At 63.2% G+C, this 25383-nt stretch carries 25 protein-coding genes; 14 read left to right on the forward strand and 11 right to left on the reverse strand.

Annotation, left to right across the window (positions count from 1 at the left end):
- Window positions 1–15: 15 nt before the first annotated feature.
- From AB0B64_RS10615 to AB0B64_RS10655, 9 genes are all read right to left on the reverse strand, one after another.
- Window positions 16–1917, reverse strand: coding sequence for a condensation domain-containing protein (locus AB0B64_RS10615; RefSeq protein WP_358176331.1), 1902 nt, complete (start codon window positions 1915–1917; stop codon window positions 16–18).
- Window positions 1914–2687 carry a polyphenol oxidase family protein gene (locus AB0B64_RS10620; RefSeq protein WP_358176334.1) on the reverse strand — a complete coding sequence of 258 codons (774 nt, stop codon included), beginning with the start codon at window positions 2685–2687 and terminating at the stop codon, window positions 1914–1916. The genes AB0B64_RS10615 and AB0B64_RS10620 overlap by 4 nt, the downstream gene beginning before the upstream one ends.
- Window positions 2680–3876 carry a MurT ligase domain-containing protein gene (locus AB0B64_RS10625; RefSeq protein ID WP_358176337.1) on the reverse strand — a complete coding sequence of 399 codons (1197 nt, stop codon included), beginning with the start codon at window positions 3874–3876 and terminating at the stop codon, window positions 2680–2682. The genes AB0B64_RS10620 and AB0B64_RS10625 overlap by 8 nt, the downstream gene beginning before the upstream one ends.
- A 78-nt stretch (window positions 3877–3954) precedes the next feature.
- Window positions 3955–4851, reverse strand: coding sequence for a phytanoyl-CoA dioxygenase family protein (locus AB0B64_RS10630; RefSeq protein ID WP_358176340.1), 897 nt, complete (start codon window positions 4849–4851; stop codon window positions 3955–3957).
- A gap of 1 nt (window position 4852) precedes the next feature.
- Window positions 4853–6442 (reverse strand): amino acid adenylation domain-containing protein, encoded by a 1590-nt coding sequence (locus tag AB0B64_RS10635; protein ID WP_358176343.1) that lies wholly within the window; start codon window positions 6440–6442, stop codon window positions 4853–4855.
- Window positions 6429–7211 (reverse strand): ABC transporter permease, encoded by a 783-nt coding sequence (locus AB0B64_RS10640; protein WP_358176346.1) that lies wholly within the window; start codon window positions 7209–7211, stop codon window positions 6429–6431. The genes AB0B64_RS10635 and AB0B64_RS10640 overlap by 14 nt, the downstream gene beginning before the upstream one ends.
- Window positions 7212–7235: 24 nt before the next feature.
- Window positions 7236–7991, reverse strand: coding sequence for an ABC transporter permease (locus AB0B64_RS10645; RefSeq protein ID WP_358176349.1), 756 nt, complete (start codon window positions 7989–7991; stop codon window positions 7236–7238).
- Window positions 7992–8017: 26 nt separating this feature from the next.
- Complete coding sequence (locus tag AB0B64_RS10650) at window positions 8018–8926, reverse strand: ABC transporter ATP-binding protein (protein ID WP_358176352.1); 909 nt, start codon at window positions 8924–8926, stop codon at window positions 8018–8020.
- Between the two features lie 392 nt (window positions 8927–9318).
- Window positions 9319–9570: an acyl carrier protein gene (locus AB0B64_RS10655; RefSeq protein WP_358176354.1), complete on the reverse strand. Its 252-nt coding sequence runs from the start codon at window positions 9568–9570 to the stop codon at window positions 9319–9321.
- Window positions 9571–11626: 2056 nt separating this feature from the next.
- Here AB0B64_RS10655 and AB0B64_RS10660 point away from each other — a divergent pair.
- The 10 genes from AB0B64_RS10660 to AB0B64_RS10705 all read left to right on the forward strand — a co-directional run bounded on the left by AB0B64_RS10660 (window position 11627) and on the right by AB0B64_RS10705 (window position 19270).
- Window positions 11627–12337: a hypothetical protein gene (locus AB0B64_RS10660; RefSeq protein WP_358176357.1), complete on the forward strand. Its 711-nt coding sequence runs from the start codon at window positions 11627–11629 to the stop codon at window positions 12335–12337.
- The gene (locus AB0B64_RS10665) at window positions 12330–12938 is read left to right on the forward strand and encodes a hypothetical protein (RefSeq protein ID WP_358176359.1); all 609 of its coding nucleotides are present in this window, start codon (window positions 12330–12332) and stop codon (window positions 12936–12938) included. Before AB0B64_RS10660 ends, AB0B64_RS10665 begins: the two co-directional genes overlap by 8 nt.
- A gap of 1 nt (window position 12939) precedes the next feature.
- Window positions 12940–13608 carry a hypothetical protein gene (locus AB0B64_RS10670; RefSeq protein WP_358176361.1) on the forward strand — a complete coding sequence of 223 codons (669 nt, stop codon included), beginning with the start codon at window positions 12940–12942 and terminating at the stop codon, window positions 13606–13608.
- A 48-nt stretch (window positions 13609–13656) separates the two neighbouring features.
- The gene (locus tag AB0B64_RS10675; RefSeq protein WP_358176364.1) at window positions 13657–14340 is read left to right on the forward strand and encodes a hypothetical protein; all 684 of its coding nucleotides are present in this window, start codon (window positions 13657–13659) and stop codon (window positions 14338–14340) included.
- Window positions 14340–15416, forward strand: a complete 1077-nt coding sequence (locus AB0B64_RS10680; protein ID WP_358176367.1) for a polyprenyl synthetase family protein — start codon at window positions 14340–14342, stop codon at window positions 15414–15416. The genes AB0B64_RS10675 and AB0B64_RS10680 overlap by 1 nt, the downstream gene beginning before the upstream one ends.
- Before the next feature lie 20 nt (window positions 15417–15436).
- Window positions 15437–16186, forward strand: coding sequence for a polyprenyl diphosphate synthase (gene uppS, locus AB0B64_RS10685; protein WP_358176370.1), 750 nt, complete (start codon window positions 15437–15439; stop codon window positions 16184–16186).
- A 63-nt stretch (window positions 16187–16249) separates the two neighbouring features.
- The gene (gene idi / locus AB0B64_RS10690; protein WP_358176373.1) at window positions 16250–16825 is read left to right on the forward strand and encodes an isopentenyl-diphosphate Delta-isomerase; all 576 of its coding nucleotides are present in this window, start codon (window positions 16250–16252) and stop codon (window positions 16823–16825) included.
- Between the two features lie 44 nt (window positions 16826–16869).
- Window positions 16870–17598, forward strand: coding sequence for an SDR family oxidoreductase (locus AB0B64_RS10695; protein WP_358176376.1), 729 nt, complete (start codon window positions 16870–16872; stop codon window positions 17596–17598).
- Window positions 17595–18494 carry a hypothetical protein gene (locus tag AB0B64_RS10700; protein ID WP_358176379.1) on the forward strand — a complete coding sequence of 300 codons (900 nt, stop codon included), beginning with the start codon at window positions 17595–17597 and terminating at the stop codon, window positions 18492–18494. The genes AB0B64_RS10695 and AB0B64_RS10700 overlap by 4 nt, the downstream gene beginning before the upstream one ends.
- The gene (locus AB0B64_RS10705; protein WP_358176905.1) at window positions 18494–19270 is read left to right on the forward strand and encodes an undecaprenyl diphosphate synthase family protein; all 777 of its coding nucleotides are present in this window, start codon (window positions 18494–18496) and stop codon (window positions 19268–19270) included. Before AB0B64_RS10700 ends, AB0B64_RS10705 begins: the two co-directional genes overlap by 1 nt.
- A 145-nt stretch (window positions 19271–19415) precedes the next feature.
- On the opposite strand, the gene AB0B64_RS10710 is transcribed toward AB0B64_RS10705, so the two are convergent.
- Together AB0B64_RS10710 and AB0B64_RS10715 are read right to left on the reverse strand one after the other, a co-directional pair.
- The gene (locus AB0B64_RS10710) at window positions 19416–19655 is read right to left on the reverse strand and encodes a transposase (protein ID WP_358176382.1); all 240 of its coding nucleotides are present in this window, start codon (window positions 19653–19655) and stop codon (window positions 19416–19418) included.
- Window positions 19656–19846: 191 nt separating this feature from the next.
- A complete protein-coding gene (locus tag AB0B64_RS10715) occupies window positions 19847–20533 on the reverse strand; it encodes a DUF2637 domain-containing protein (RefSeq protein ID WP_358176385.1) in 687 nt (228 codons plus the stop codon).
- A gap of 478 nt (window positions 20534–21011) precedes the next feature.
- Between AB0B64_RS10715 and AB0B64_RS10720 the strand changes: the two genes are divergently transcribed.
- The 4 genes from AB0B64_RS10720 (at window position 21012) to AB0B64_RS10735 (ending at window position 25349) form a co-directional block, all read left to right on the forward strand.
- The gene (locus AB0B64_RS10720; protein ID WP_358176388.1) at window positions 21012–21449 is read left to right on the forward strand and encodes a hypothetical protein; all 438 of its coding nucleotides are present in this window, start codon (window positions 21012–21014) and stop codon (window positions 21447–21449) included.
- A 210-nt stretch (window positions 21450–21659) separates the two neighbouring features.
- Window positions 21660–22964, forward strand: a complete 1305-nt coding sequence (locus AB0B64_RS10725) for a molybdopterin-dependent oxidoreductase (protein WP_358176390.1) — start codon at window positions 21660–21662, stop codon at window positions 22962–22964.
- 8 nt (window positions 22965–22972) lie between these two features.
- Window positions 22973–23521: a hypothetical protein gene (locus tag AB0B64_RS10730; RefSeq protein ID WP_358176393.1), complete on the forward strand. Its 549-nt coding sequence runs from the start codon at window positions 22973–22975 to the stop codon at window positions 23519–23521.
- A 7-nt stretch (window positions 23522–23528) separates the two neighbouring features.
- Window positions 23529–25349 (forward strand): glycoside hydrolase family 15 protein, encoded by a 1821-nt coding sequence (locus tag AB0B64_RS10735; RefSeq protein ID WP_358176396.1) that lies wholly within the window; start codon window positions 23529–23531, stop codon window positions 25347–25349.
- Window positions 25350–25383 lie beyond the last annotated feature (34 nt).

A 25383-nucleotide genomic window follows, 5' to 3' on the forward strand; every position in this document is an offset into this window, starting at 1 on the left:
ATTGCTGTATTCGGCCTAGCAGCTGCGTAGCCGAGTGGCGATGGACCGCAAACTCGCAGGCCCGATGAAGTCCTCTCTAGTCAGCCCTGTGTAGCCCTGCTCGTGGACGGCTTCGACGAACGCGGCAACCCGTCCGATGCGTCCGCCCGCGCCGACGTAGCTGTGTGCCATGCTGGGCTCATCGGACAGGTCATGCGTCCGCCGCAGTGCGGTCAGCAGTGCCTTCTCCGCGCCGTTCGACGCGCGGCGGTCGGGCACGTCGCGGCCACTGCCCTCCCGGACCACAGGTCTGGCCCGCCATTCGCTGGCCGCCGTGGTGTTCACCGGCGGGGAATCACAGACGACGTAGCGGTCCGGGCAGATCAGGCCGGGTCTGTACGCCAGCACGCCAAGGAGATGGTCGTGCATATCAAAAGGTGTCAGTTCTGCGGCGGTGGACGAAACGTAGGCGGTCAGCTTCTCATCGTGTTCGACGAATGCCGCGTCCACCAGGGGATGATCGAGCAGGTTGCGAGTCAGGTCGGGGAGGTCGACCCAGCACCCATCGCTCTGGACCCAGCCTGCTGGCCAATCGATCGGATGCACTCCCGCTAACGCGCCGAGTTCTGTGAGCGTGGGACTCGCCCCCCGGACGATATGGTCCAGGGCGGTGATCATCCCGTGGAAAATCAGGTCGACGCTCGTTGCGTCGAACACCACCTGGTCCACGTCGAGCGTGAGCACGAGTTCGTCGTCCACGATCCGAGCCATGAACTCACACGCTTCTGGCAGTCCAGCGGAGTTGACGGTTCGTTCCATCCTGATGTCGTTGACTTCGACGGGTTCGCCGAGCGTCCGCTCGGGAATCGCGCCGCCGAATCCTCTCAGAAAATTGATGTCGAACAGAAACCTGGAGTAGACCCCTCTTTCGAAGGACCGACGAACAACCATTTCCCGATAAATTTCGTCGGGATATCGGGATCTGGCATATGCTCTCATCGTGGCGCCCTGCACCTGTGCCAGCCAGTCCGTGAACAGCGGGTCACCTTCGGCCTCCAATAACAGGAACCCCGCCTGGTACAAGGGACCGGCGCAGGTTTGCGACGCTGGAGTGGTCCTGTTGGACATGTACGACTTCATCGGGCAGACGGCCTGACCCCATCGCACCGTGATGAAGGCGCTGAGAAGACCCGCCAGCATCGTCTGCCTCTTGACCTCCAGTCTGCGACAAGCCTGGTCCAGCAACTCCAGAAGGGCCGCGGAGCCGATGGTCACCATGAGGTATCTATCGCCGCCAGCGTGCTGCAGCAGACGGGAAAACAAACGCTGCGGTGCTTTGTCCAGCAGGTTGCCGATGTAGTTCAAGGACCGTTCGCCGGTTTTCTCACCTACCACTGAGGATTCCCAGTCGGCCTGATCCAGCGGCTGGTACGCAGGTCCTGTCACGGGCTCACCATCCGGGTTGAGCAACGCGGCCAGGTCTCCTCCCAACACGGTGACTCCGGTACCGTCTGTGAGGATGTGGTGCAGCGTGAGAAATATGGTTCGGCCCCCGACCACATGAGCCTTCCACAGGTGAGCTTCGTTCAGCGATGGCGGTTCCCACCGGAGCCGGTCCCGGAATCGGCGGAGACTGTCTTCGTCCTCCTGTTCCGGTACCTGCGTCACAGGTATGTCATCGCTCGTAGGCGGCTCACTGACCAGTTGCTCCGCCTCACCTGACTCTCTCAGTCGGATGCGCGTCCGCAGAATCTCGTGACGAGAGGCCAGGTTCGCCAGCGCCGCCCGGATCTCCGTCATCGAACGCGGCTCATCGAGCTGATACGCAAGGACCAGAGCCGGCCATGGATCGTCCTGCGTGCTCCACGACGAGAAGAAGAACAGAGCCTGCTGGCTCCAGGCCAGCGGGCCGCGGCGAACGATTCGGGTGGCAGTCATAGGTGTCGTTCCTTCGAGGTGGGCTCCATCCACACGTAACCCGCGCAGTCGCCGGTCGCCCCTTCACGACGATGGGAGAAGAGCTCGGGTGACTCCGCGTTGCAACGGCGATCGTGCCGCACATCGGATATCCCGGCAGCACGCAGTTGTCCCTCGATACCCGAACGCAGGTCGATCGACGGAGTCCCATGTCGTGAGACCGCGCTCGTACAGGGAACGAGGGCGGCCATCTCATCCCTCATCTGAAGCGGAACCTCATAACATCGCCTGCAAATGGTCGGCCCGACGACTGCCGTCATGCTAGCTGGATCGGCGCCATGGGCGATCATGACCTCCAGGAGATGAGGGACCACCATCGCCGCCGTGCCGAGCCTGCCAGCGTGCGCCGCCCCCACCACACCCCTCCTGGCATCGGCGAGCAAGACCGCCGCGCAGTCTGCCACCAAGACGACGAGCGCGAGCCCAGTCTCGGTCGTGCATGTGGCGTCCAGGGGCGGCGCGTCTTCACCGAACGGTCGCGTAACGTATCTCGCCGACCCGCCATGCACCTGCTTCATATAGACCACGCGATCCGGATCCAGCCCGAGTGATTCCGCCGCCCGCCTTCGGCTCGCGTTCGCCCCGTCCTTGCCGAGCCTGCGTATCTCCACTGGCGGAAGGCTCACGCCCGCGTATCGGTCGGTGAACGCCATACGTATATTTCCGATGCTCAGAATCTCTCCTCGGCCGAGCAGAGCCGTGTCAGACCCGGTGACGCCTGCGTCACCCATGAATCACCTCCGGACGGAGTTCCTTGACGAGATCGAGGAATCCCGTGTAGTTCGCCACGATGTCCAGACGTGTGGTGGGGACAAGAGCAGAGGCCTCGTGCAGCGATGAGACGATGGTGAAGGTCACCCCGGCGATGTCGAGGCGGAGAGCCAGGTCCAGACGCCTGTCTCCCGCCACGAATACCCTGCGACCGGTCAGCGCCCGGAAATCCACGTCCCAGATCCATGACGTATCCCTGCCGTCCAGCGTGCGAGCGTTGAGAATGATCAGTACGGAGCTGGATTCGTCGAGCACAGGGAACACTTCCGCCCAGCTGGCCGGGTTCTTCGCCAGGAGGAGCCGGACCTCGCGATCTCGAATCGGGACGACCTGATATCTCCCTGCCACGGACTGCACTCTTTTCACGTACTCGACAGCCACCTCGGGCGGCACGCCGAGGGTGGCGCAGGTTGTCATGGCCATCGCGGCGTTCGACACATTGATCCGCCCGGGCAAGGCCACGTCGATCGTTACGTTCTTGCGCATGAGTGGTGCCACGAGCTGGTCGCCCCCCAGGCACCAGTCGGGCTCCGGCCGACGCAGACCACAGTTGCCACAGCACCACATGCCGCGTGCAGCATGCCGTAGGTTGCCTTCGCACGACGGGCACCAGTACGAGTCGCCGGACCACACGCTTTCGGCCGCTACCCAGGTCACTTCAGGTGCGGCTGACGCTGCCCAGTAGACGAGAGGGTCATTGCAGTTGGCCACTACGATGACCCCCTTGAGGTCCATGAGCGTGTCACGCCACTGCTTGGCGATCAGGAAGGGCTCCGGATTGCGATCGAGTTGGTCCCGGCTGAGATTGAGCAGCACGACGACCCGAGGTTTCGTGTCCGCGCATAACCGGGCCAGGTATCGCTCATCGACTTCTAGTACGCCGAATTGGGCCGAGCTCGCCGTGGCCAGCGCGCTCACGATCCCCGCCGGCATGTTCGCGCCACTTCCGTTGCTGACAGCGTCGCCGACGGCGGTCATGATTTCGGTGACGAACCGGGTGGTCGTCGTCTTTCCGTTGGTGCCGCTGATCAATATCACCTCCAAAGGCTCGCTGAGTTCGCGGAGCACATTGGGCGCGAGTTTCAGTGCGACGCGCCCCAGGACGGTGCCCGCACCAGTCCAGGCCATCTTCTGGTAGATGAAAGTCACCAGTCTGCCGATCAACAGTGCCGAGCGGGTAAGGATTTTCAGGCGGCGAGCCCTTTCTGCCATTCCGCGCTGAACCTGTTACCGCAAGTAGTGCTGGCTACGGTCCAGACGGCCGTGTTGCTTCAGCAGCGACCTCAAAGGAATCCGGTCGTCCCAGAGTCCAGTCTCACTCGAAACTCCGTGAAAATTTGCCGCATCCTCACCATCGCCCACGAGTTGGCGCTGCAGAGGAGACAGATCGTGCCAATATCCGGCCAGCGAATTCTCGTCCACATCGTCCCTGGAGCGGATCCATCGGTACGTGTAAGCGATGAAGATCATCTTCCGGGTGAGCGACGAGCGGTTCACCGAGCGGGCATGCCAGAGCCGGCGGTCGAAGATGAATGCGTCTCCCGCGCGTAGCGACAGCTCGACCGTGCCCGGCGGTCGCTCGTATTCATTGCCCGAGCCGGGTGCGGTCCTCGCCAGCGTGTTGCTCAGGTGGCTGCCCGGCAGGACGAGCGTGGCGCCGCTGCCCTTTTCCGACAGGTCGGTCAGCGCATATCCCACCTTCATTGAGAGCCGAGGACGCGGATCATCCGGAATGTCGACATTCTGTCGGTAACCGTCCTGATGCCATTCCCAGATCAGCTCATCCGGATCACCCGTTGGCGTGGTCACATCGATATGGCTGTGATAGACGAAGATGTTCCAGCTAAGGTGACCCCACATGTGTGGAAAAACGGTCTCCAGATCAACAAGAGTGGCAATCTCCGGCCGCTGATAGACCGCGCCCAGCGTATGGAGCGGGCCATCTGGCTCTGCGAGACCGCGCGCCTGGTGATCAGCATGAACCTCATCGACAACGCGATTCAGATCACTCACCTGATCGGCAGAGAGGGCGTTCGGGACGATTAGATAGCCCTGCTCATCGAAGGTCTTACGATCGACGTCGCTTATCGGTGTAAACTTCGCCGGTTCCGGCACAGCACTCATATCATCCTCCGTTTGTCAGGCGTTGATAGTCGATCTTTCCGCTGCTGTTCATCGGCATGTGGTTCAGTGGGATCCATCGGCGCGGGATTGCCACGCCGGGGAGTGACCCGAGGAGGAATTCGCGTAGTTCGACCTCATCAACCTCGTTACGAGTGACGTAGTGGACGGTCAGCTCGGGGCGGCAGGCTTCCGCCGAAGCCGTGACGGCGCACAGGTCTACGTGTGGATGTCTCATGAGCACCGCCTCGATCTCGCCCGGTTCAACACGGACGCCGGCCACCTTGATCTGCCTGTCAGTGCGTCCGAGACAATAGGCAATGCCGTTGGAGAACCTGACCAGATCCCCCGTCCGATAGAGCCGACGCGTCGGCGATCGCTCGTCCAGGTCGTCGCGGAAGAAGCGGGCCCGTGTCAGCTCCGGATCATCGAGATAACCCGCCGAGACAGGCAGGCCGCCCACCCATAACTCCCCCACCTCCTCAGGCTCCGCGGCTCGCCACCCATCTGCCTCCGGAACCAAGGCGTAAAGCACTGAGTTGGCGATCGGGGTCCCGATGGGCATATTCGAATCGTTCGTATCTGATGCGCTCACCAGGTGTAAGGCCACGTCATCGGAGACCTCGGTGGCTCCGTAGGCGTTGAGCAATTCCGCCTGTGGAAAAGCCGAGCAGATCCGGGCCGCGAGCGGTGGATGCAGCTTCTCCCCCGTGGAGATCACCGTGCGCAGGCGGGGAAGCTCTGCCGAGGAGCGGCTCCGCTGATTCGTCATCCACCCTAGGATCGTCGGTACGAGCTCGAGCGTCGTCACACCGGTCCGTTGCAGCGCGTCCAGTAGCTGGCGGGGGAATCGCAGGGCCCGATCGTCGACCACGGCGACCGACCCGCCCACCATCAGTGCAGCCACCATCTGCCAAATGGCGATGATATGGCCGGGTGAAGCGGTGAATCCGACCGTGTCCGTCTTCTTGAGACGCAGATCGGCGACCATGGACCACAGGTGATTGAGCATGCTCTGGTGCTCGACGACCGTGCCTTTCGGTCGGCCGGTGCTTCCAGAGGTATGAATGATGTAAGCCGCATCGACGCCTGCCATGCGATACGGAACCCACGGTGCGTGAGGCTCAGGCAGGCCTTTCTTCCCATCCACGATTTCGGCCCGGCCTTCCGGGCCTTCTCCGGTCCGGAGCAGGCACGCGACCTTGGCGCTCTCCAAGACCTCCGCGATGCGGGCAGCTGGCCAGCCGGCATCGATGGGTACATACACCCCTCCGATGCTCTCGATGGCCAGAAAGCTCGCGATCATCTCGCTGCCGCGCCAACCGAGAAGCCCGACCCGGGAGCCAGGTCCACACCCTTCTCGCAGGAGGAGCGCCCGGATCCTGCCTATCTTGTGGACGAGCTCCTCATAAGTAGTGATGTTCCGATCGTCTAGGACCGCAACACCGTCCGCGTCGAGGGTGGCGTGAGTGAGGACGTGCTCGCAGACGCTCCGCACAAGATCCACCTCGCGCGAGCGCCGCAAGGCGCGACGCACCGCGAGTTCTCTGCCGCCGGGACGCATGCGCAGGCCGGGGAGATCATGCTTCGTCAAGGGACAGCCTCCCTCGCCTGCCGGCCCATTCGAACAGCCGCAGCAGTACCGCGGCGACGAGCGTGTGGCCCACGCCGACCAGGAACTCCTGCCATACATACGTCAAGATCACGCTGCTCTCAGCGCCTGCCGAGCAGGCGCGTGCGGCCTCCGTCGAGTGAGTGAGCGGCAGCACATCGCCGACCGCGGCCAACCAGGCGGGAAGCCGCTCATGCGGGAGTACTGTCCCGGTCAAAAGGATCATTACGGTGTAGCCGACATTTGCCACGACCGCCGTGTTGCGCAGCCGCAGCCCGATGGAGCCGATCGCGATTCCGAACGCCGTCGCTGAGAAGCCGCCAGCGAGCAGTGCCAGAAACAGTTCAGGCCACTTCGTGGCCGGCATCTCGATGCCGACGAACAGCATGGCGGCGAACAGTGTGAACAGCATGACGCCAAGCGCGTTGACCACGTACGGCAGAGCACGTCCGCCCCAAAGAAGGATGCGACTGCGCGGGCTGAGCAGCACTGCGCTCAGAGTTCCGTACTGGCGTTCATTAGCGATCGCCATGGTGCCACCCATAACACAGGCACCCGTAGCCGACAGGAGCACATTTCCGAGGACGTAGAAGTTGTCATCGGCGGTTCCTATCTCGCGCCCGAGGTAGACAAAGAACAGCAACTGGAAAACAGGGGCGACCAGGAGCGAACCCACGAACACGGCCGGTGTGGTCCAGTTGAACAAGGCCCTGTAGGCCAGAAAGCCGCCGACACCGGCGAGACGCAGCATTCGCAAAGCAACTACTTTCTGTCGTCAGGTGAGTGCAAGTGTGGCCTTTTTCCGGGCCAGCCGTTCGACTCTTCTGATGGCCAGCACTGAAAGACAGAAATAGGCGGCACCCACGCCCAGTGCGGCCACGATCGGCCAGAATGCCGAGCCGTACTCGACCGAGTCATGAACGGCCTTTGCCGCCCACGTGGTAGGAAGTGCCCAGGAGATCGGCTGCAGCCAATCGGGTAGCGTGGTGATCGGGACCAGCATTCCCGAGAGCAGCCAGATGGGATGGTCCAGCGCGTTCATCAACGCATTGGCGTTGTTCAGGAAGATGAACGTCGAGGCGAGGAGCATGCCCATCATCCCCATGGACAGGACACACACCAGGACTGAGCAGATGAACGTCAGCGGCGCGGGAAACGTCAGCGGAACGTCAAAGGCGACCGCCGACCAGATCACGGTGGCGACCATGGCGTACGTCCCGACGATCGCGGTTGTCAGCGTAATGGGAAAGAGAATCAAGGAGAACGGCGTAGGCGTCACGACCAGGGACTCAAGAAGCCCTCCCAGTCTCAGGTTCCGCATGGCACTCCCCGAACCGAAGAGCACGGAAGTCCAGATGCCCATCAAACCGGCGCCAACGCTGATCTGGAGGAGATGGCCTGCGGGCTCGTCTCCGCGATAGAGGAGCAGCGCGATCGAGCCATAGACGAGAGGCGTCATCACATTGAAGACGATCGACAACACAGATCGGGACATGTGGCTTGCATAGATACGGACGCCTGCGGCGATCACCCGTAACACATGTGTCGTCCTGTTCCTCAAGGCGCGTCCACCGTTTCCTGGTCGGCGCCACCGATGATCGCCACGTATGCGTCTTCCAGGGTCGGCTCGCGCATGGCAAGCCGTACGATCTGAGTGCCCTTGAGACCATTCAGGATGACGTTGTTGATGTCGATCCCGCTTCTGGCCCGCACGGAGACCGAAAAGATCGTGTCACCGTGCATCTCTGGCTGTACCGCCCGCACATCGGGAACTTCATTGAGGGCATCGAGATGCGTCTGCATCATTCCTCGTGCCTCAATCTCTATGAGCGAGTCGGCAGATACGGACGCCTTGAGCTTCTCCGGTCTGTCCAAGGCCCGGATCCTACCTCTGACGATCATGGCGATGCGGTCGCTCAACTCTTCCGCCTCGGCCATGTAGTGCGTGGTCAGAACGATGGTTGTGCCCTGAGACGAAAGATCCGCGATGGTTCTTCGCAGCTCACGTGCCGAGATGGGGTCCAATCCCAGTGACGGTTCGTCGAGAAAGAGCATCTCGGGCTGATGCAAGAGCCCGCGTGCGATATGCAGACGCTGTCGCATGCCACGCGAGTATGCTCCGACGCGCTCACGCTCTCGCCCCGCGAGGCCAACCAGTTCAAGGAGTTCCTGTATCCTCGCGCGCTGCCTGCGGGGTTCAACCGCATAGAGCTCGGCGAAATAACGTAGGTTGTCCAAAGCAGACAAACGGTCGTACAGCCCTTTGTCCCCACCGGTGACGTAACCAATCCGCCGCCGTACGTCTGCGAGATGCTCGGTGACATCGAATCCGAGGACGCGCGCGGTACCGCTCGTGGGCAGGAGCAGCGTGGAGAGTATTTTGATGATGGTCGTCTTGCCGGCGCCGTTGGGGCCCAAGAGCCCGAACAGTTCACCGCGACCGACTTCCAAAGTTACGTCCTTCACGGCTTCGATCGTTCTCGTCCGAGGCCGTAACCAACCAGTGCGGGACCGATAAACCCGGCTTAGAGAGTCTAGCTCGATCGCCGCGCCGATTCCGACACCACTAGCCATAATTACTCCACTGTTCGGACCTGCCGGTAAGCGCGCCGGAACCGTTGATATACCGCTGATGTGCCCCAAGCCGCAAAAGCCTGAATTGGGAACCAGCTGTACGGGCTTTCACCCTCCTAGCCGACGGGACTCAAGGCAGCACCGCACGACGAGTACACAAAGAGCTGCTTGGCCCACCGGCACGGATTCGGTTCGGGAGTGAGCAACTGGGCATGGACAGGAGATACGCGTCAGGAGAGCCTACTTGAACGCGCAAGCCGGGACGCCCGTTACCTATACGCCCATCAGCCGGTTTGCATGTGTTCCGCAATGACCGCCCACAGGTCTGAGGGGGTCGCAAAAATTTCCACGGACAATGCATCATCCGGGATGGCGAGCTCGTAGTGGGACTCCAACTCGACCAGCATCGAGACCGTCTGCAGAGAGTCGAGGCCAAGGTTTGACAATCGCGCGTCAGGTTCGAGCGGATTGCTGTCGGAAAGGAGGGGAAGGTTTCGCCTTAGAATGCTTTCGAATCCTTGATCCCATTCCTTCATCACCCTACGACCTCTCAAAGTGCCATCAGCCGAATTGATGGAGACGAGCGACCTCTGACACGGTCTGCTTCCGTGGACGGTCGCCAGGAGTATGTGCAACAGACTCTCGAAGGAGACCAGCCACCAGCTCTCTTCCCCCGTCCCTCAGTGCATAAACTGCCAACCAGCGATAAACATGAGAGCTGCTGATTGACTTTCACTTATTCAGGACGGTAAGGAGCATAGACGTGAGTCCGGATTTCGGTCAAGCCTAACCTTGATCTCTCTCACGCGTAGGCCTTGTTGGTTGACCCCATGGCCGACACGGGTGTTCGACAGTCGCCTCGGTGCTGTTGCCTGCGCTGGTCCTGGTCGAACACGAGGGTAGGGCGGAGTTACGGGAGGACAATCGGACCGGCAGCAGACTGAGCCCCAGATCTCCACAGCCCCGAAGCTTCATGCGGAAAGAGGTTGTGGCAAGCTTCAGGAAACGATGCTCATCTCTGTCCAGGGGCCGCTGGCGGCGCGGACGAGTATCGAGGCGATGGGCAGGCAGGACCGATACCTGGAGGAATGTCCTCTGCCGGATGCGCACGACGGATGGGTAGATATCGGCCCCAGGCGACGCTCGAGCGAGGCCAGAGGGCGGGTATCTACCAGCAACGCGATCCGCCGAGGCTGGCTCAGGCATAGATTCGCCTGGTTGAGCGTCTCAACGCAATCTGACGTGTCCTTCGACCAAGCTCGAGCTGCCGGCCGTGATGACCGCGGCCAGATGTCGATGCCGGTCCTGGGCAGTTGGACAATGCGCAGCCAGTCGCGTGCTCGGCGGCGAAGTCGACGAGTCGGTCGTCCAGGTGCACGTTCACATTGACCCAGCACCCCACCAGTGGTGCGCCCAACTGCTGGTGAGTGGTCCCCATATGATCCCGGCAACCGGTCCAGGAGGACGACTTGCGCTCCCCCCTTGCGCCACTGGTGGACGTGCAGGCCGTAGAGCTCGGCGGGACGGTAGGCCACGGCGGCGGCCATGTTGATCCGGCCGGAGCCCCTTGCCGCGCACCGTCACCACCGGCCGGACGCCGCGCCGTGCCCAGGTGTATCCCATCGGCATCCCGCTCGAACCGACGCCGGGAGAGCGCCTGCACCGACCGGCCATGCCGGTGCAGCTTGTCCACCCCTCGACGGTGTAACCGATGGGGGAACAGTCGCCCGTTCTCCGGGGGCTGTACCCATCCCTTTGCCCGTACCGCATAGCCCCGGCGCACCGCACAAAGCGCTAAACGTCTCGACACAGCCGCCTGGCCCACGACTGCAGAGGATGGCAGTGACCGCTCGAAGCCACGATCTACGTCGCCGTGATCGACCACATGTCTCGTCGCCTGACCGAGGAAATACCTCCTTAACCGCAACCATTGGCAGCAGTGTGCAGTCCATGGCGTACTGATGAGCTCGACCAGGTGCATCAGGGTTGGTTGGGCATGGGGGCGAGGCACGGAAAGGCGGCATCAAGGCTCCGGGTTAGAGGGTTGACTGCTGTCTTACCGAGAGCCACCGCTCTGTGCGCACGCAGGGACCAGCGCCACCAGGGCGGGAAAAGCTTCGCTGAACTCTTGACATGTCATCTCATATCAAATTTCTCGACTATAGTGTATGTGATCTAGATCACAACGAAATCCCGCATTTCCTTGCTACACTCCTCACGCATGATCATCAGACGCAAGAACATTTGACCCTGGGTGGAGGATTGATATGCACCCGTACGGGATACACCAACTTCGCCAGATTGACCTGGTGCGGGTCCAAACCTCCTCGCCGTGACGACGGGCCGAAAGGAAAGCAGATAGGTGGACGAGATCCCCTGCTGCGCCTGTCATTCTCAGGTGGTCGACTTCTTTCGGGCCTGATCGCATCAACAGGAAAGAGCGGCCCGGACCGCTCGAAGTGGCCCTGATTGCAGCGCGCTTCTCCCGCCTGAGGATTTCTGCCGTAGCAACGGCTGGGCCCTTCAATGGGCTGATCACGTGCTGTCCATATTTTATCGGGGGCTCATCCAGGACAGATCCACCCGATCACGATGACTCGAGAGGCGTTGAGGATGAACAGGCAGAATGATGACTGGATCGAAAGATACGGGAGGATCGACTGGAGGGATGCCCGCTCCGCACACCGGCAATGTCGAGCTCTCGCCCGACATATCGGCGAGAACAAGGCCCTGTTGTCCCAACTGGTGAATGACCTGGAAGTGGATGAGGCCAGGTTCGCCAGATGTGAAATGCATCCGCTGATGTACCGGCTAGTGCTGCACGAGGACCTTGGGCAAGAATACCAAGTGAGGCTGCACGTGGTTGCCGAGGAAGCCCGTGACATCGTGCCCCACGATCACAAGTACACGTTCAGCGCCTATATTCTTGCGGGCGGATATCTCCACATATGGAACCGAAGACTGGGCGCCCACGAAGGTGACTTCACGTCACATGACATCACCCCAGGTATCGTCGCGATCGAGCGGCGCGGCGCAGCGTACACGTTCCGGAACTCTTTGATCCACCAGACGATCATGACCCCCGGTACGGTGTCGATCTTCATTAGGGGGCCCAAATCCCAGAGCCACTGGCACGCCGCAAAGGACATGTACCACCTACTAGCCGATGGGTATGAGGTGCCGAAGACGGGCGGGAAGAATCACAAGGGCGGTCGTCGGCTAACGATCGAGGAGTACCGTCGGGTCAGAGAACAACTCGTCTCTCAGGGCCTGATTGAGAGCAGGAGGATTCTCGATGCGTGAGTCTGCGATCATTTCTCGTTCCGTGACACAACTGCTGGAGCAGAGCACGGCTGCAACCGATGTGCCGGACCCGAGCGTATTCGTTGATCAACACTGGTTGCGTCCCGTACGCGTGGCTGCAGCCACGCTCATCGGGCAGGCGCAGGACGCCGAGTTTGCGTCGCGCTCGTTCCGGGGCAATGGCCAAGAGGTGCTGCTCTTGGCGCGGGACGATGCCAGCGATGTTTTCATCTATCTGCGTCGCCACATCGCCGGCGAGACCCAACCGATCACTGCGGCGGAGAAGACGGTAGTGATGACGCTAAATGGATCGGTCTCGATGGAGGCGTTCCGTGACTCCGCCGATGTCGAGGCCGATGAGCCATGGTACGTCCGGGATTTCGATTCCGAAAGTATCTACGCCTGCCACCCCGGCACCGTTCACCGTCTGGACCTTTCGGCCGATGGCGTCCAGCTCGTTCTCAGCCGCGAGGCCCTGAGCGTCATAGAAGGGGCGAAGCCTCTCTTGGAATCTGAATACGAGGCAGCGATATCGGCTGCGCGTACGCAACTCCTTGAGATCTCCCAGCAGCCACTGCGGCTCATGGATGCGACCAGCTGACATGACATCCAGCGATTGGCTCGACGAATTAGAGCCCCTTGACTGGAAGGATCTACGCGGAGCACACCGTCGCACCAGAGCGATTCTGAGCCGGCTCGCTGCCGACAAGGATCTCTTGACACAGCGCGTCCGGAGCATAGAGTTGGACGCCGACCGGCTGAAGGCCAGCGAGGTTCACCCGCTCATCAACCGGCTCATTCTCCACCAGAGCGACCCCCAGGGCTTTCACATTCGGCTGCATATGTCGCCGGGCTCACGCGACCTCGTGCCTCACGACCACAAATATTCGTTCAGTGCGTATGTCCTCCGCGGCGGCTACATCCATGTCTGGCGGCGACGAAGCGACGACGGTGATGGGGAATTTCTTTCACATCAGGTATCCGCGGCCATAGCGTCCGTCGAACGAGAGGGCTCATGCTACACGTTTGGACATCCGCTCATTCACCAGACAGCGATGCTGCCCGGCACGGTGTCGCTGTTCATCCGCGGTCCACGAGAGAAGGTCCGGTCGCATGCGGCTCTCGACCTCCTTCCGCAAGCAGACTCTTGGGGTGCGCCCGCCGAGGCAGGAAAACCCAAACACGCCAATGGTCAGCGCCCCATCACGTTGGAGGAGCTCCGGCAGATGAGGTCGCAACTAGAAGAGCTCGCTGTCATTCACGCTGCCTGACGGTGTCAGCCGATGCACTGTTTGCCCGAGGGGAGGGTGCTGTCGTCTATGTCGTTCGATGCCTCACCGATCGATTGGGATGACCCGCGGTCCGCGTACCGCAAGAGTCGCTCGCTACTCACTCGGCTCGGCAACTCTCCTGACACCCTGGGAGCCCTTGTCCGGGGCATCGGGGAGAATGAGACGCTCCTCGCCGATTGCGATCGGCATCCGGTGATGGACCGGTTGACGCTGTATCGAGACGATGCGCGGGGCATCTACCTCCGATTGCACGTGTCACAAGGCATGAACGAAATCATGCCGCACGACCACAAGTACGGCTTCACAACCATGATATTGCGAGGTTCCTACACCCATGTGTGGCGACGGCGCACGGGGGCCTTAAACGGAGAATTCACCAGCGCCGAGATCGAGCCTGGGCTCGTCACCGTCGAGCGTCCCGGCTCATGCTATTGCCTTCAGCACACTCAGGTGCACCAGACCATCATGGAGCGCGACACGGTCACCCTCTTCCTCCGCGGGCCGCGGCGGCAGGAGCGATCGTACGCCGCCGTGGACATGCTCCAGACCTACATGGAGACATATGCCGCGCAGGCGCCTGAGGAGATCCGTGACGGTGTTTTCAATGGTAGCCATACGTTCCAGTCCCACACTGAGATGAACCGGCGGATGAGTTTCGAAGAGTATTTCGGGCTATCCGCGAGACTTACGGCAATGGGAGTGATCCGCTGATGGTGAGTGAGCTGGACTCTCGGTTCACAATCGCGGAGGCGAAGGTGCGAGAGCACGCCTCCTGGTTCGACAAGGCCTTTGTGTCCTACTTCGACTCCCTGCAGGCGACCCAAGAACTGCCAAGATCTTTCTCTTACCCGCAAGAGTGTCTGGCGGCGCTGCGCGAGCTGGCACTTGCCGGCGGCAAACGACAGCGGGTTGCATTCTTTCTTGAGGCTTCGAGGCTCGTTGACGGGGTGATACCCGGCGACGCCGAGCGAGTGGCGCTGAGCATTGAACTTCTGCAGGCACACCTGCTCATCCACGATGACATCATCGACAACTCGCCCACCCGCCGGGGCGTTCAGTCAACGCTCTACCGGTTCCTCACGAGAATGGGCGGTGACCACGCCCGCGCGCTTGGCCTGGCTCTGCTCACAGGCGACATCGCATCGTCACTGGCCATGGACATCCTCACGGGCCTTCCTCGCAGTGAGGATCTCGTAGGAGCCCAGCTACGGGCACACATTCTTACTTGTTTCGGCCAGGCAGCCGACCTCGAACGAGACGAGCGACCGCGAACGTCTGATGCGCTGGATGAAGTGTCCGACTTCAAGGCCACACGGTCGTCGGCCTTCGCACCGATCGAGCTCGGACTCCTTCTCGCAGGGGCCGATTCCAACGATTTTGGGGCCACCGTCCTCAAGTACAGTCGGCTGTTCGGCATTTCCGGGCAGATGCGCGATGATTACCTCAGCCTCTTCGGTACGGCGTCTGTGACGGGAAAGAGCAATGACGCTGACATCCGCGACGGGCGCTTGACATACGTCCTGGCCCTGACCCTGGAACGGGCCGACGCTCGGCAGAGAGCCTTGCTCGAATACACGCTCGGCCGCCAGGATGCGACTTCCGAGGATATCGCTCGCCTACGCGAGGTCGTCACGGAGACCGGGGCTGCGGACACGATCGCCCGTCAGTCCATCGAATACGCAGAGTTGGCCGCAGCCGAAGCGTCGACTTGGCGCGGCCGATGGGATGACGACGCGGTGGCATTCTTCGAGGTAGTGCCCATCTGGGGCGCCCGTCGCATGCTATGAAGTACCTTCTCTCAAGCTCCATGTTACGGCTCATCGTTCCGTCCCGCCCTCAACACGTTGCGCTCATCATGGACGGCAACCGCCGGTGGGCCCGGCGGCGAGGATTGACCCCGTCCCAAGGACACGACGCTGGGTTCGCCAAGGTGGTCGAGGTTGCTGACTGGGCGGAACGCCTTGGGATTCAGGAGATCACGCTGTGGATGTTGTCCACTGAGAACATGCAGCGTGAGGCAGAGGAACTCAATGCATTGATGCCGATCATCTGCCGGGCAGTGAAGAGTCTGGTCGATTCTGGGCGCTTCACCGTACGCCACATCGGCAATCCTGCAATTCTGCCTGCAGCCGTTGTCGAGATGCTGTCATCGCTTCCATATCGCGTCAACGGGGCCCTCTCGGTCAATGTCGCGATCGGCTATGGAGGACCTGACGAGATCGTTCGTGCGGCATGTCGATATCTAGCCGAGGGCCAGAAACTCGGGTGGACGGTCGATGACGCTGTCGCGGGTATCTCCGAGGACGCATTAGAGGCCGTGATGGGAAACCATCCCTCGCCGCCGGATCTCATCATCCGAACATCGGGGGAGCGGCGGTTGTCCGGGTTCCTGCTGTGGAGTTCAGCTGAAGCAGCTTTACACATCGCCCGCCGGCATTGGCCTGATTTCCGTCAGCGTGATCTCATACGCGGTCTCCTCTCGTACGGGAGGCGGCGGGCCTCTCGACGAAGCCGCCCTGGGACGGTGGTCGGCGCCCTCGTGGATCCAAATGCTTGATCCCCATTCTCCGGCGACGGGCGGGAGATCGGTGTGATCGTTCTTCCACAAAGGAGCAATCCGATGATCATCGAGCCTCAGACCGATACCGGCATGTCCGGCTCAACCATCTACGTTGACCTGGTTGACACTCACGGCCACAGCATCGGCACAATGGAGAAGCTCGCTGCGCACCGTGATCCGGGGATCCGGCACCGCGCCTTCTCAATCTTCTTGGTCGGCGATGACGGCCGCTTACTCATGCAACGTCGAGCGAGCACCAAATATCACTCCCCTGGTGTCTGGACCAACACGTGCTGCGGCCACCCCGAGCCAGGCGCAGATCCTCTCGAGGCCGCAAACCGTCGAACCTTCGAAGAGTTCGGCCTTCATACCCGCGACCTCGAGCTCGCCGGCATCGTCGAGTATCGTCATAAAGATCCTTTCACTGGTCTTATCGAACATGAGTACAACCACACTTATGTCGGGCAAGTTGAGGGCCTGCCCTCGCCCAACCCGCAGGAGATCGAGGCTTGGGTGTATCTGACCCCATCGGAGGTGCGCGATCTGCGGAACGCGGATAGCCTCAGCGTCTGGTTCGACAGCGTCTACGAGGTGGCCCGTCCAGCCCTCGCGCGAATCGCCGATGCGAAGTGGTGACAGAAGCGAGTCCAGCGCACAGTGACGGACCTGGATACACACTGGTGATCGGTGGGACTGGCACCATCGGCGCCGCCTGTGCGCAGGCTCTCGTGGAGCGGGAACATTCGGTTGTCGTTGCTTCCAGGAGCTTCAAGGACGTCAAGTCTTCTCCTGAAGAAGCGGACCTCGAAGCTCGCTTGGCGGTTGACATCACCGATCCGGTATCGGTGAGTGCGCTCGCTCAGCACATCACGACGCATTTTCTCCCACTCGATGTGGTGATCCTCACCGCTGGTGGCGCTGAGGCCGAGCCACTCCACTGCGGAGCTGATCATGCTGCCGAGCGGTTGGCCAGGATCACTCGTATGACCGCTGTCCATGTCGGAGGCACTGTGCTCGTCGGCTCGGCGTTCCTGCCCTTGCTCGCGCTGCGACGCGGAATCTTCATCGTCATCACATCACGAGCTGCTTCGCGGCATGACCCACGAGTGCTCTCTTACGCCGCGGCCAAGGCAGCACAAGAGCACGCCGTGGCCACCTTTGCCGGAGAGTGGGCGCAGCACGGGATCGACGTGTTCTGCGTCGCGCCCGGCAAGGTCAGCGGCCCACTCTTGCGAGCCCTGGCACCTGATGCGGGCGGCACGGCCCTTCGCCCAGCCGATGTGGCAGATGCCGTCTGCGATCTCATCGCTACAAGGCCCGGAACAGGTACGAAGATTACCTTGCGAGCACGGCATCTACCGGAGCGCGAACAGCTCTTGGCGGACCGTTGCGAAGGAGGTCGAGGATGATGTTGTCCCACATCTCGGATCAGAGTGCGCACGAGGGTTCGGGGTCGCCCTACGGACTCGACATCGGACTCCTTGGCGTGGATGGAGTCGGCAAGTCGACCCTTACCGCGACCCTGGTGGCTCGTCTCGAGAAAGAGGGGTACGAGGTCCACGTCGTATCATGGCGAAAATGGCTGCAAACTGCACCGCCGGGACTTGCCAGGGACATTCTTCTACCCATGCATGGTGCAGCTGTCCGCGCTCTGTTCGCGGACGCAAGAACGGCTGACGGCCTGGCTGGCACCGATCTCCTGCCTCCGGATATCGGACTGATAGATAACGCAATCCTTGCGGATCTCATTGCTCAAAATCTTCATTTCAACGATGGCACCGGCGTTCTCGCCGCCATGCAATTAGAGGCAGCCGCGAGCGTGCTTCTACGCAAGCTTGTCGTGGAGCCGGCGCTGCAGCGCGGTTGTGTGGTCATCCAGGAGTCCTACAGCTATAAACAGCTGGTCAAGCAGGCCGAGGTCGCAGCCCATCACCTGAGGATGCCTCGTGCTGCAATCGTCCAGCTCCACATCACGCTCGCCGACATGATGTTCAACCTGTGCAGGCCTTCACTCGGAGTGTTCCTAACAGGTGACCTTCGGTTCGCCTATGAGTGCCGGATCAAAGACACCCGTGGTCTCGGCCCGATCGAACACCTGGGTGACCCGTCCCTCTGCGCATACGAGAACTACGAGATGCTTCAGCGGGCTGCGCAGCAGCATTACGCGACGTTTGCGAGACGGTGCGGCTGGCCCACACTCAACATGCACGCGACAAGCCTTGATGCGGCGGTGAACGAAGGCGTCGAGCTGGTGCTGGCCGAGATCACGAAGTTAAGCAGCACTCCATTGGATCATGGCGCATGATGCGACTAGCCCGCACGCTGTCCGGTCCATGGCAACAGATTGGCTCACGTCTGTTCCAGCGCCCGTTTCCCCCAGAGGTCGCGCCTCGCCATGTAGGAGTCGTTCTCGATGATCTGTCCGACGAGGGCGTGGCAAGCAACATCTGGCCCCATCGACGACGGGGATCGAAAAGGGACGGCCTGCTGACCCTTGTTGAATGCTGCCAGCGAGCCGGCGTTGAATACGTGACCTTTTGGCGTTCGTCCACGCCGGCTGGAAGCGACTTGCCACGCCGCTGGGCCACTGACCATCTTTGCCGCGAGGTATTCGCGGCATTGCAGGCCCGGCTTGCGATCGACGTTCACACGGTCGGTGCTGCAGATGAGCGGCAGATTCTCGCAGCGGACGGCCTCGGGCCAAGGACCGCCGCCAGCCAGAAGGGGGGATCCAGCAGGCTCAGGGTAACTTTCGCGGCAGGTGACTCTGGAAAGAAGGAGGTGGCAGACGCGCTCCGTCGATGGCTGGCGGTACACCGTAACTATCGAGGGGCACTCGACCAACTTGCCTCTCACCTCACTGCGCGAGCGCTCCTCGAGCACTCCGAAGTAGCTGACTTGCCGCCGCTCGACCTCATCATCCGCACGTCGGGACAGCGGCGAGCGCCTGGCTTCCTCCTTCTGCACAGTGCGTACGCCGAACTGTATTTCACCGGTGTGCATTGGTCTCGACTTCGCGTACGTGATGTCTGGAAGGCCCTGTCCTCATATGCTGCCCGGCAACGTCGCTTTGGACGGTAGCGACCAAGGGTGTGTCCACAGCAATGACGATGCCCAGGTGGACGGTGTACCGCTCGAATATTGAGTTACGTGCGTTGTGTCAACGGCCAAGTACGTGCGGGTCTGGCCCACTTTTCGGAATTGATGTTGGTGGTGATCGTTGAGGTCATTCTGGGGTCTCGACCGCCAGCCGTCGGCAGAGGTGTTGGAACGGGCTGATCGGACGTGGCGGCCGGTCGGGGCTGGTGCCGGGGGTGTAGCAGTCGGCGAGGTGGGTGACGTTGGTGCCGGCTGCGGTCAGGACGTGCTGGACGTGGGTTTTGGCGAGGCCTTTGTAGCGGCAGCCGCGTAAGCCGTGGGCGCGGGTGGTCTTAGATCGCCTACCGCAAAGCCCTTTCGGGACCACTCCGGCAGGCGCGCTCGACCGTCGATCAACCTGCAGGCCGCGCCCTGGACTCGAACATCGCCGCCGATTTAGGTCCTGTCGAGCTCCATCCCATATCCCGGGTCAGGCCTGCTACAGCCACGACGGACCTGACACAAGGCATCCGAGGAGGAACCCGGCCTACCGTATGCCGATCATCGAAGTCTCCTGCGTCATCCCAGATCCCCGGCCAAACCAGCGTTCTTGATCCAGCGTCCCCAACGAGGACTGCGCGAGAACTGCGTAGCGATGACCTTCCCAGACGGAAGAGCTCCATCCGGGCGCCGGTTCTCCTGCGCCCAACGCCAGGCAGAGCGATGAAGATTCACGATCTCGATGTCAGCGCGCCCGGCTCGGTACACACGCAGAGCCAGATCACCACAGATCTCGTCTCCGGCCTCGGGGACGTCCGATCCTCCGGCCGCAAGCGTCTCCTCGCAGTCCTGCCCACGGCTCGAGGTTACGGAAAGCCGCCGGACCTGAGACATCAACAGCTCATAACTGCCGATCAGAGCGACACTCGGCCAGGCAGCGATGACCCGGCCGATCACGCTGGGCTCGGCCACCGCGATGTTCGCACCCAGGCTGGCCAGGCTGCCAACCACGAGAAGGGTCCAGGCCAGTACGCCACCGCGGGAACCGTACCGGTTGGCCAGCAGGATGGACATCGAGGCGACGACGATAGCGCCATCCACGGCGAGCGGGATGAGCACCGCCGCGAAGCGGTCTTCACCATGACGCAGGCACAGGTCATGCATGTGACGGAACGAGACGACGGCCGCGATCCCGGCCAGCAGCACCACCCCGCCGATGGTCGTGCGCTGGATGTTGCGCACCGCAAGAAGGTCCGGCTCCACCATTCACCCCTGTCCCAACAGGAACTTGGTGGTGAGAGTGAAGCGGTGTGCAATTGGTTCGGCTCCCCCCTCGGACACGTAAGTTCTACATAGCTGGGTATTTCCAGGCATGACGGTACGTCACCCTGGCCCAGCCTTCGGCTGAAGCCCGGGTCAGGGCTTGCCGACCTTCCTCCTTCCAGCAGGCCGGAGACACCGGAGCACCGTGTCTTGTCCGCTACAAGTCAGCCGGCGGAATCCAGGATGACCTTCACCTCCCCTCGCACACCTCCCCTCGCACACCTCCCCTCGCACACCTCCCCTCGCGTGTCCGCCCACAGGGCGCGAGTCTCGGGAACGTAGACCAAGGCGATGCGGTCGGCACGCAGACGGCCGATGATGTCCGCGACACCGAGCGGCAGAGCGCTGGTCGGCGAGATCAGGTGCGGCCAGCAGCACGTACAAGGCCGGCCTCGTGCACGCGGGCGGTGCGGTGAACAACATGCTTCCGGCCTATGTGGCGGTGGCGTTGCTCGCCGGTATCGGGATGGGCGGTTCGCGCGGGGCGGTGGCCGGTCTGCTGGTCCTGGCGCAGATCGCCGTCCTGGCCGTGAGTACCTTCGATGCCGACCGGATGGTCCCGGGCCCCGCTGACCGGCGCGTGGGTGAGCGGCTCCGCGCGTGGCTGGGTGAGTTCGACGGGCCGGTGGCGGTTTTCTCCGATCCGAGACCGAACGTGGTGGCCGGGATCCCGCCCTTGGCCCACCGAGCCGCCGGCGCCGACGTCCTGCGGGCACCGACCGCGCCGCCTGGGCGGAGCTCGAACGTAGCATCGCCCGCGCGGTGGCCGAACGGCGGTTCGCCGCGATCGTGGTCGGACGGCCGGCCGATCTCCGGGGATTTCCCCCGACCTGACGCGGTACTACCGCCGCTGCCCTGAGAGGCTCCTGGCGGACGTCCAGAAAGGGTGTTCCGGCCGATCGGCGGGGCCCTCCGCCGCCTTCGACCCTGTGGCTCCCCCTGGGGCGAGGGTTCCTGCGCGGAGATCGCGCGACGGCTCGGGTGACCGCGGCGGCCGACGTCAGTCGGCCTAGTTATGTGATCCCGAATAGGGGTATTTCCGGCATAACACTTGTTTCGGGGTGATTCGGTGTCAGATCGGAAAAGCGTCACCGCTTGGCTGCGAGAACATCCCCCACCGGGCCCCTTCCGGCCGGAGTTCTGGCGCAGCCCGCTGCGCGGCCCGTGGCTGACCTCGGTTTTCGGCTTCGTCCTGCTGTTCGGGATCCCGATCATCGCGATCACCGGACTGGTGTCCTACGCCGCCTACGATCCGCAGCTGCCCATCAACGACACGACCCCCGAAAAGGGATGGCTGGGCTTCTACCTGTTCGACTGGCCAACACACCCGGCCTGGCTGTACCGGGTCACGCAGGGAGTGCACGTCGTCCTCGGGCTGACCTTGACCTCGGTGCTGCTGGCCAAGCTGTGGTCGGTGATACCGAAGCTGTTCACCTGGCCACCGGCCCGCTCCCCCGCCGAAGCCGTGGAGCGTGCCAGCCTGCTGCTCCTGGTCGGCGGCGCGGTGTTCGAGTTCGTCACCGGCATCCTGAACATCCAGCTCTTCTACGTCTTCCCCTTCTCCTTCTACCCGGCCCACCTGTACGGGGCGTGGATCTTCCTCGCGGCCTTCGTCGTCCACGTCGCCTTCAAGCTGCCGAAGATGATCCGATCGCTGCGCTCGCGGAGCCTGCTCCATGAGCTGCGGACCGGACTGGAAGAGACCCGGCCGGAGCCACCCGATCCCGATGGCCTGGTTCCCCCGTCTCCGGCGGAGCCCACCATGTCCCGGCGAGGCGTGCTCGCCTTCGTCGGCGGCGCCTCGCTGCTCACCCTCGGCCTGTCCGTCGGCCAGACAATAGACGGACCGCTGCGCCGCACCGCGCTACTGGCCCCGCACGGACGGGTCTACGGCCCCGGCGCCAACGACTTTCAGGTGAACAAGTCCGCCACCGCCATGGGTGTCCATCTGGCGGACACCGGCCCGGCATGGAGGCTGGAGCTGGCCGGACCGCATTCGGCGCGCCTGAGCCGCGCCGAACTGCTGGCGATGCCGCTGCACACCTACGCGCTGCCGATCGCGTGCGTGGAGGGATGGTCCACCGAAGAGTCGTGGACGGGCGTACGGCTGGCCGATCTGGCCCGGCTGGCAGGGGTGGTGCCCGGCACGGCGGAGGTGCTCGTCGAATCCCTGCAACGCGGCGGCTCCTTCAGCCGGGCGTCGCTGAGCGCGGGTCAGGTGGCCGACCCCCGCTCCCTGCTCGCCTTGCGGGTCAACGGCGCCGATCTGTCCCTCGACCACGGCTATCCCGCCAGGATCATCGTCCCGAACGCCCCAGGCGTCCACAACACGAAATGGGTCCGCGAACTCAGCTTCCATCCGACGGTGAAATGAGTGACGACATGCCTTCCCGGATCCGCAGGAGGATGGCCAGCCGCTATGGGGCCGACCCGTTGCACCTGCTGGCGCTGCTCGCCTGCTTCGCCCTGGCCGGATACGCCGCGAGTCGCGTCGTCGCCGCGGGCATCTGGATCGGCTTCCTGGTGTGGTTCGTCGGCGCCGCGATCATCCACGACCTCCTGCTGTACCCGCTGTACGCCCTCGCCGACGTCGCCGCGCAACGGCGGCCGTGGCGTCGCCGCCGGCGACCTTCCGGCACCCCCACCTGGCCGCCACCGATCAATTACCTGCGCATACCGGGCGCGCTGTCCGGTCTGCTGTTCCTCATCTGGTTCCCCCTCATCCTCCGACTGGCCGAGGGCAACTACCACCGGTCAACGGCGCTGGACACGAGCCCGTACCTCGGCCGCTGGCTGCTGGTCACCGGCGTGCTCTTCGCCGGATCCGCACTCGCCTACGCCATCCGGCTGCGCCGACACAAGGCCGCGGCTGAGCCGCGACGGCCCCGCCTTCGCGCACCGCAAGCCCCGCGATCCTCGCCGAGTGGATGAGGCGCCCTTGAGCACCAGGCCGATCAGCGACCACGCCCTGCTGGGGGACTGCCGATCCGCGGCCCTGGTCACCTCCGACGGCTCGGTGGACTGGCTCTGCATGCCGCGTTTCGACAGCCCATCGATCTTCGCCCGGCTGCTCGACGAGAACGCCGGGCACTGGTCCATCCGGCCCACCCGGCCCACGGAGATCACCCGCAGGTATCTGGACGACACCCTGGTGCTGGAGACCACCTTCCGTGGCCCCGACGGAACCGTGGTACTCGTGGACGCCCTCGCACTGGGCCACGGAGAACGCGGCCACTCGATGGGCGCGTCCTCACCCGGTGTTCTCCTGCGCCAGGTGACCTGCGTCGAGGGACGCGTGCCGGTAGAGGTGGTGTACGCGCCGAGGCCCGAGTTCGGGCTGGTCAAGCCACTGATAGAGCCGATCCGCGGCGGCCTGATCGCGCACGGCGGCGCCCACGTCCTCACCCTTTCGACACCCATCGACCTGCGGGTGAGCGGTGCGGTCGCCGACACCACCCACACCCTGCGAGCGGGAGAACGCCTGGGGCTGGCCCTGCGGGCCGGCTGGGCGTGGGGTCCCGAACAACCGCCGCTGAATCCCCGGTACATCCGCCGCCGCCTCAGGGACACCGTCACCGGCTGGCGCTCCTGGTCCCGGTTGCACGCGCGCTACCAAGGCCCCTGGCAAGACCAGGTCGGCCAGAGCGGCCGGGTGCTGCGAGCGCTGACGTTCGCCCCCACCGGGGCCATCGTCGCCGCGGCCACGACCTCCCTGCCCGAGAGCGTCGGCGGAGAGCGGAACTGGGACTACCGCTACACCTGGATCCGCGACACCAGCTTCACCCTGCAGGCACTGGCCACGGCGGCGTGCGAGATGGAGGAGACCGCATTCTTCGCCTTCCTCGCCCGCGCCTCGGCCAGCCAACTCGACCACGACGTCGACCTGCAGATCATGTACGGCGTCGGCGGCGAGCGGGACCTGAGCGAGCGACCCCTGACCCACCTGAGCGGCTGGCGGGGCAGCGCCCCGGTACGCGTCGGCAACGACGCCTGGCAGCAGCGCCAGATCGACATCTACGGGGAACTGCTCGACGCGGCCCACCAGATCTACCAGGACGCGGGCCCGATCGACACACTCACCCGCTCCTTCCTGACCGGCGTGGCCGACGCGGCCGCCCACCACTGGCGCGAGCCGGACCAGGGCATCTGGGAGATACGAGGCCCCAGCCGGCACTTCCTGCACTCAAAGCTCATGTGCTGGGTGGGCCTGGACCGGGCGATCGCCCTGGCACCTTTGCTGGACGCCACCAGCCGCGTCCCCGGCTGGACCCGCGACCGCGAGCAGATCCGCGCCGCGATCCTGACCCACGGATGGAACCAGCAGGTGGGCGCCTTCACCCAGACGTTCGCCGCAGCCGATCTGGACGCGTCCGTGCTGATGATGCCCATGGTCGGATTCCTGCCCGGCGACGACCCGCGCGTCCGAGCCACCATAGATGCCGTGGCCGCGCGCCTGACCGATGCCCGCGGCCTGGTGCACCGATACCACGCCGCCGACGGACTCCCGGGAGAGGAGGGCACGTTTCTGCTGTGCACCTTCTGGCTCGCCCACGCTCTGGCACTCGCAGGCGAGAGCGCCCCGGCCAAGCAGGCGTTCCAGACCGCGGCCTCATACGCCAACGACGTCGGCCTGCTGGCCGAGGAGGTCGACTCCGCCACAGGCGAACCCATCGGGAACTTCCCGCAAGCCTTCAGCCATATCGGCCTGGTCAACGCCGCCCGCGCCATCCGCGACACGACACAGCCGCCGGCTGGGTGACCACCCTCCATAACAAGGACCCGGTGAGCTCGTC

Origin of the sequence: Nonomuraea sp. NPDC049129 (assembly GCF_040648495.1) — a bacterium.
Lineage (GTDB): Bacteria > Actinomycetota > Actinomycetes > Streptosporangiales > Streptosporangiaceae > Nonomuraea.

Bases quoted from the DNA above. Each gene is read 5' to 3' on its own strand.
- AB0B64_RS10665 (WP_358176359.1), top strand. From the start codon at position 12,330: ATGCGTGAGTCTGCGATCATTTCTCGTTCCGTGACACAACTGCTGGAG.
- AB0B64_RS10655 (WP_358176354.1), bottom strand. From the start codon at position 9,570: ATGAAGGAATGGGATCAAGGATTCGAAAGCATTCTAAGGCGAAACCTT.
- AB0B64_RS10675 (WP_358176364.1), top strand. From the start codon at position 13,657: ATGTCGTTCGATGCCTCACCGATCGATTGGGATGACCCGCGGTCCGCG.
- uppS (WP_358176370.1), top strand. From the start codon at position 15,437: ATGTTACGGCTCATCGTTCCGTCCCGCCCTCAACACGTTGCGCTCATC.
- AB0B64_RS10680 (WP_358176367.1), top strand. From the start codon at position 14,340: ATGGTGAGTGAGCTGGACTCTCGGTTCACAATCGCGGAGGCGAAGGTG.
- AB0B64_RS10630 (WP_358176340.1), bottom strand. From the start codon at position 4,851: ATGAGTGCTGTGCCGGAACCGGCGAAGTTTACACCGATAAGCGACGTC.
- AB0B64_RS10620 (WP_358176334.1), bottom strand. From the start codon at position 2,687: ATGGGTGACGCAGGCGTCACCGGGTCTGACACGGCTCTGCTCGGCCGA.
- AB0B64_RS10700 (WP_358176379.1), top strand. From the start codon at position 17,595: ATGATGTTGTCCCACATCTCGGATCAGAGTGCGCACGAGGGTTCGGGG.
- AB0B64_RS10670 (WP_358176361.1), top strand. From the start codon at position 12,940: ATGACATCCAGCGATTGGCTCGACGAATTAGAGCCCCTTGACTGGAAG.
- idi (WP_358176373.1), top strand. From the start codon at position 16,250: ATGATCATCGAGCCTCAGACCGATACCGGCATGTCCGGCTCAACCATC.
- AB0B64_RS10615 (WP_358176331.1), bottom strand. From the start codon at position 1,917: ATGACTGCCACCCGAATCGTTCGCCGCGGCCCGCTGGCCTGGAGCCAG.
- AB0B64_RS10660 (WP_358176357.1), top strand. From the start codon at position 11,627: ATGACTCGAGAGGCGTTGAGGATGAACAGGCAGAATGATGACTGGATC.
- AB0B64_RS10730 (WP_358176393.1), top strand. From the start codon at position 22,973: ATGCCTTCCCGGATCCGCAGGAGGATGGCCAGCCGCTATGGGGCCGAC.
- AB0B64_RS10715 (WP_358176385.1), bottom strand. From the start codon at position 20,533: ATGGTGGAGCCGGACCTTCTTGCGGTGCGCAACATCCAGCGCACGACC.
- AB0B64_RS10640 (WP_358176346.1), bottom strand. From the start codon at position 7,211: ATGCTGCGTCTCGCCGGTGTCGGCGGCTTTCTGGCCTACAGGGCCTTG.
- AB0B64_RS10705 (WP_358176905.1), top strand. From the start codon at position 18,494: ATGCGACTAGCCCGCACGCTGTCCGGTCCATGGCAACAGATTGGCTCA.
- AB0B64_RS10720 (WP_358176388.1), top strand. From the start codon at position 21,012: ATGCTTCCGGCCTATGTGGCGGTGGCGTTGCTCGCCGGTATCGGGATG.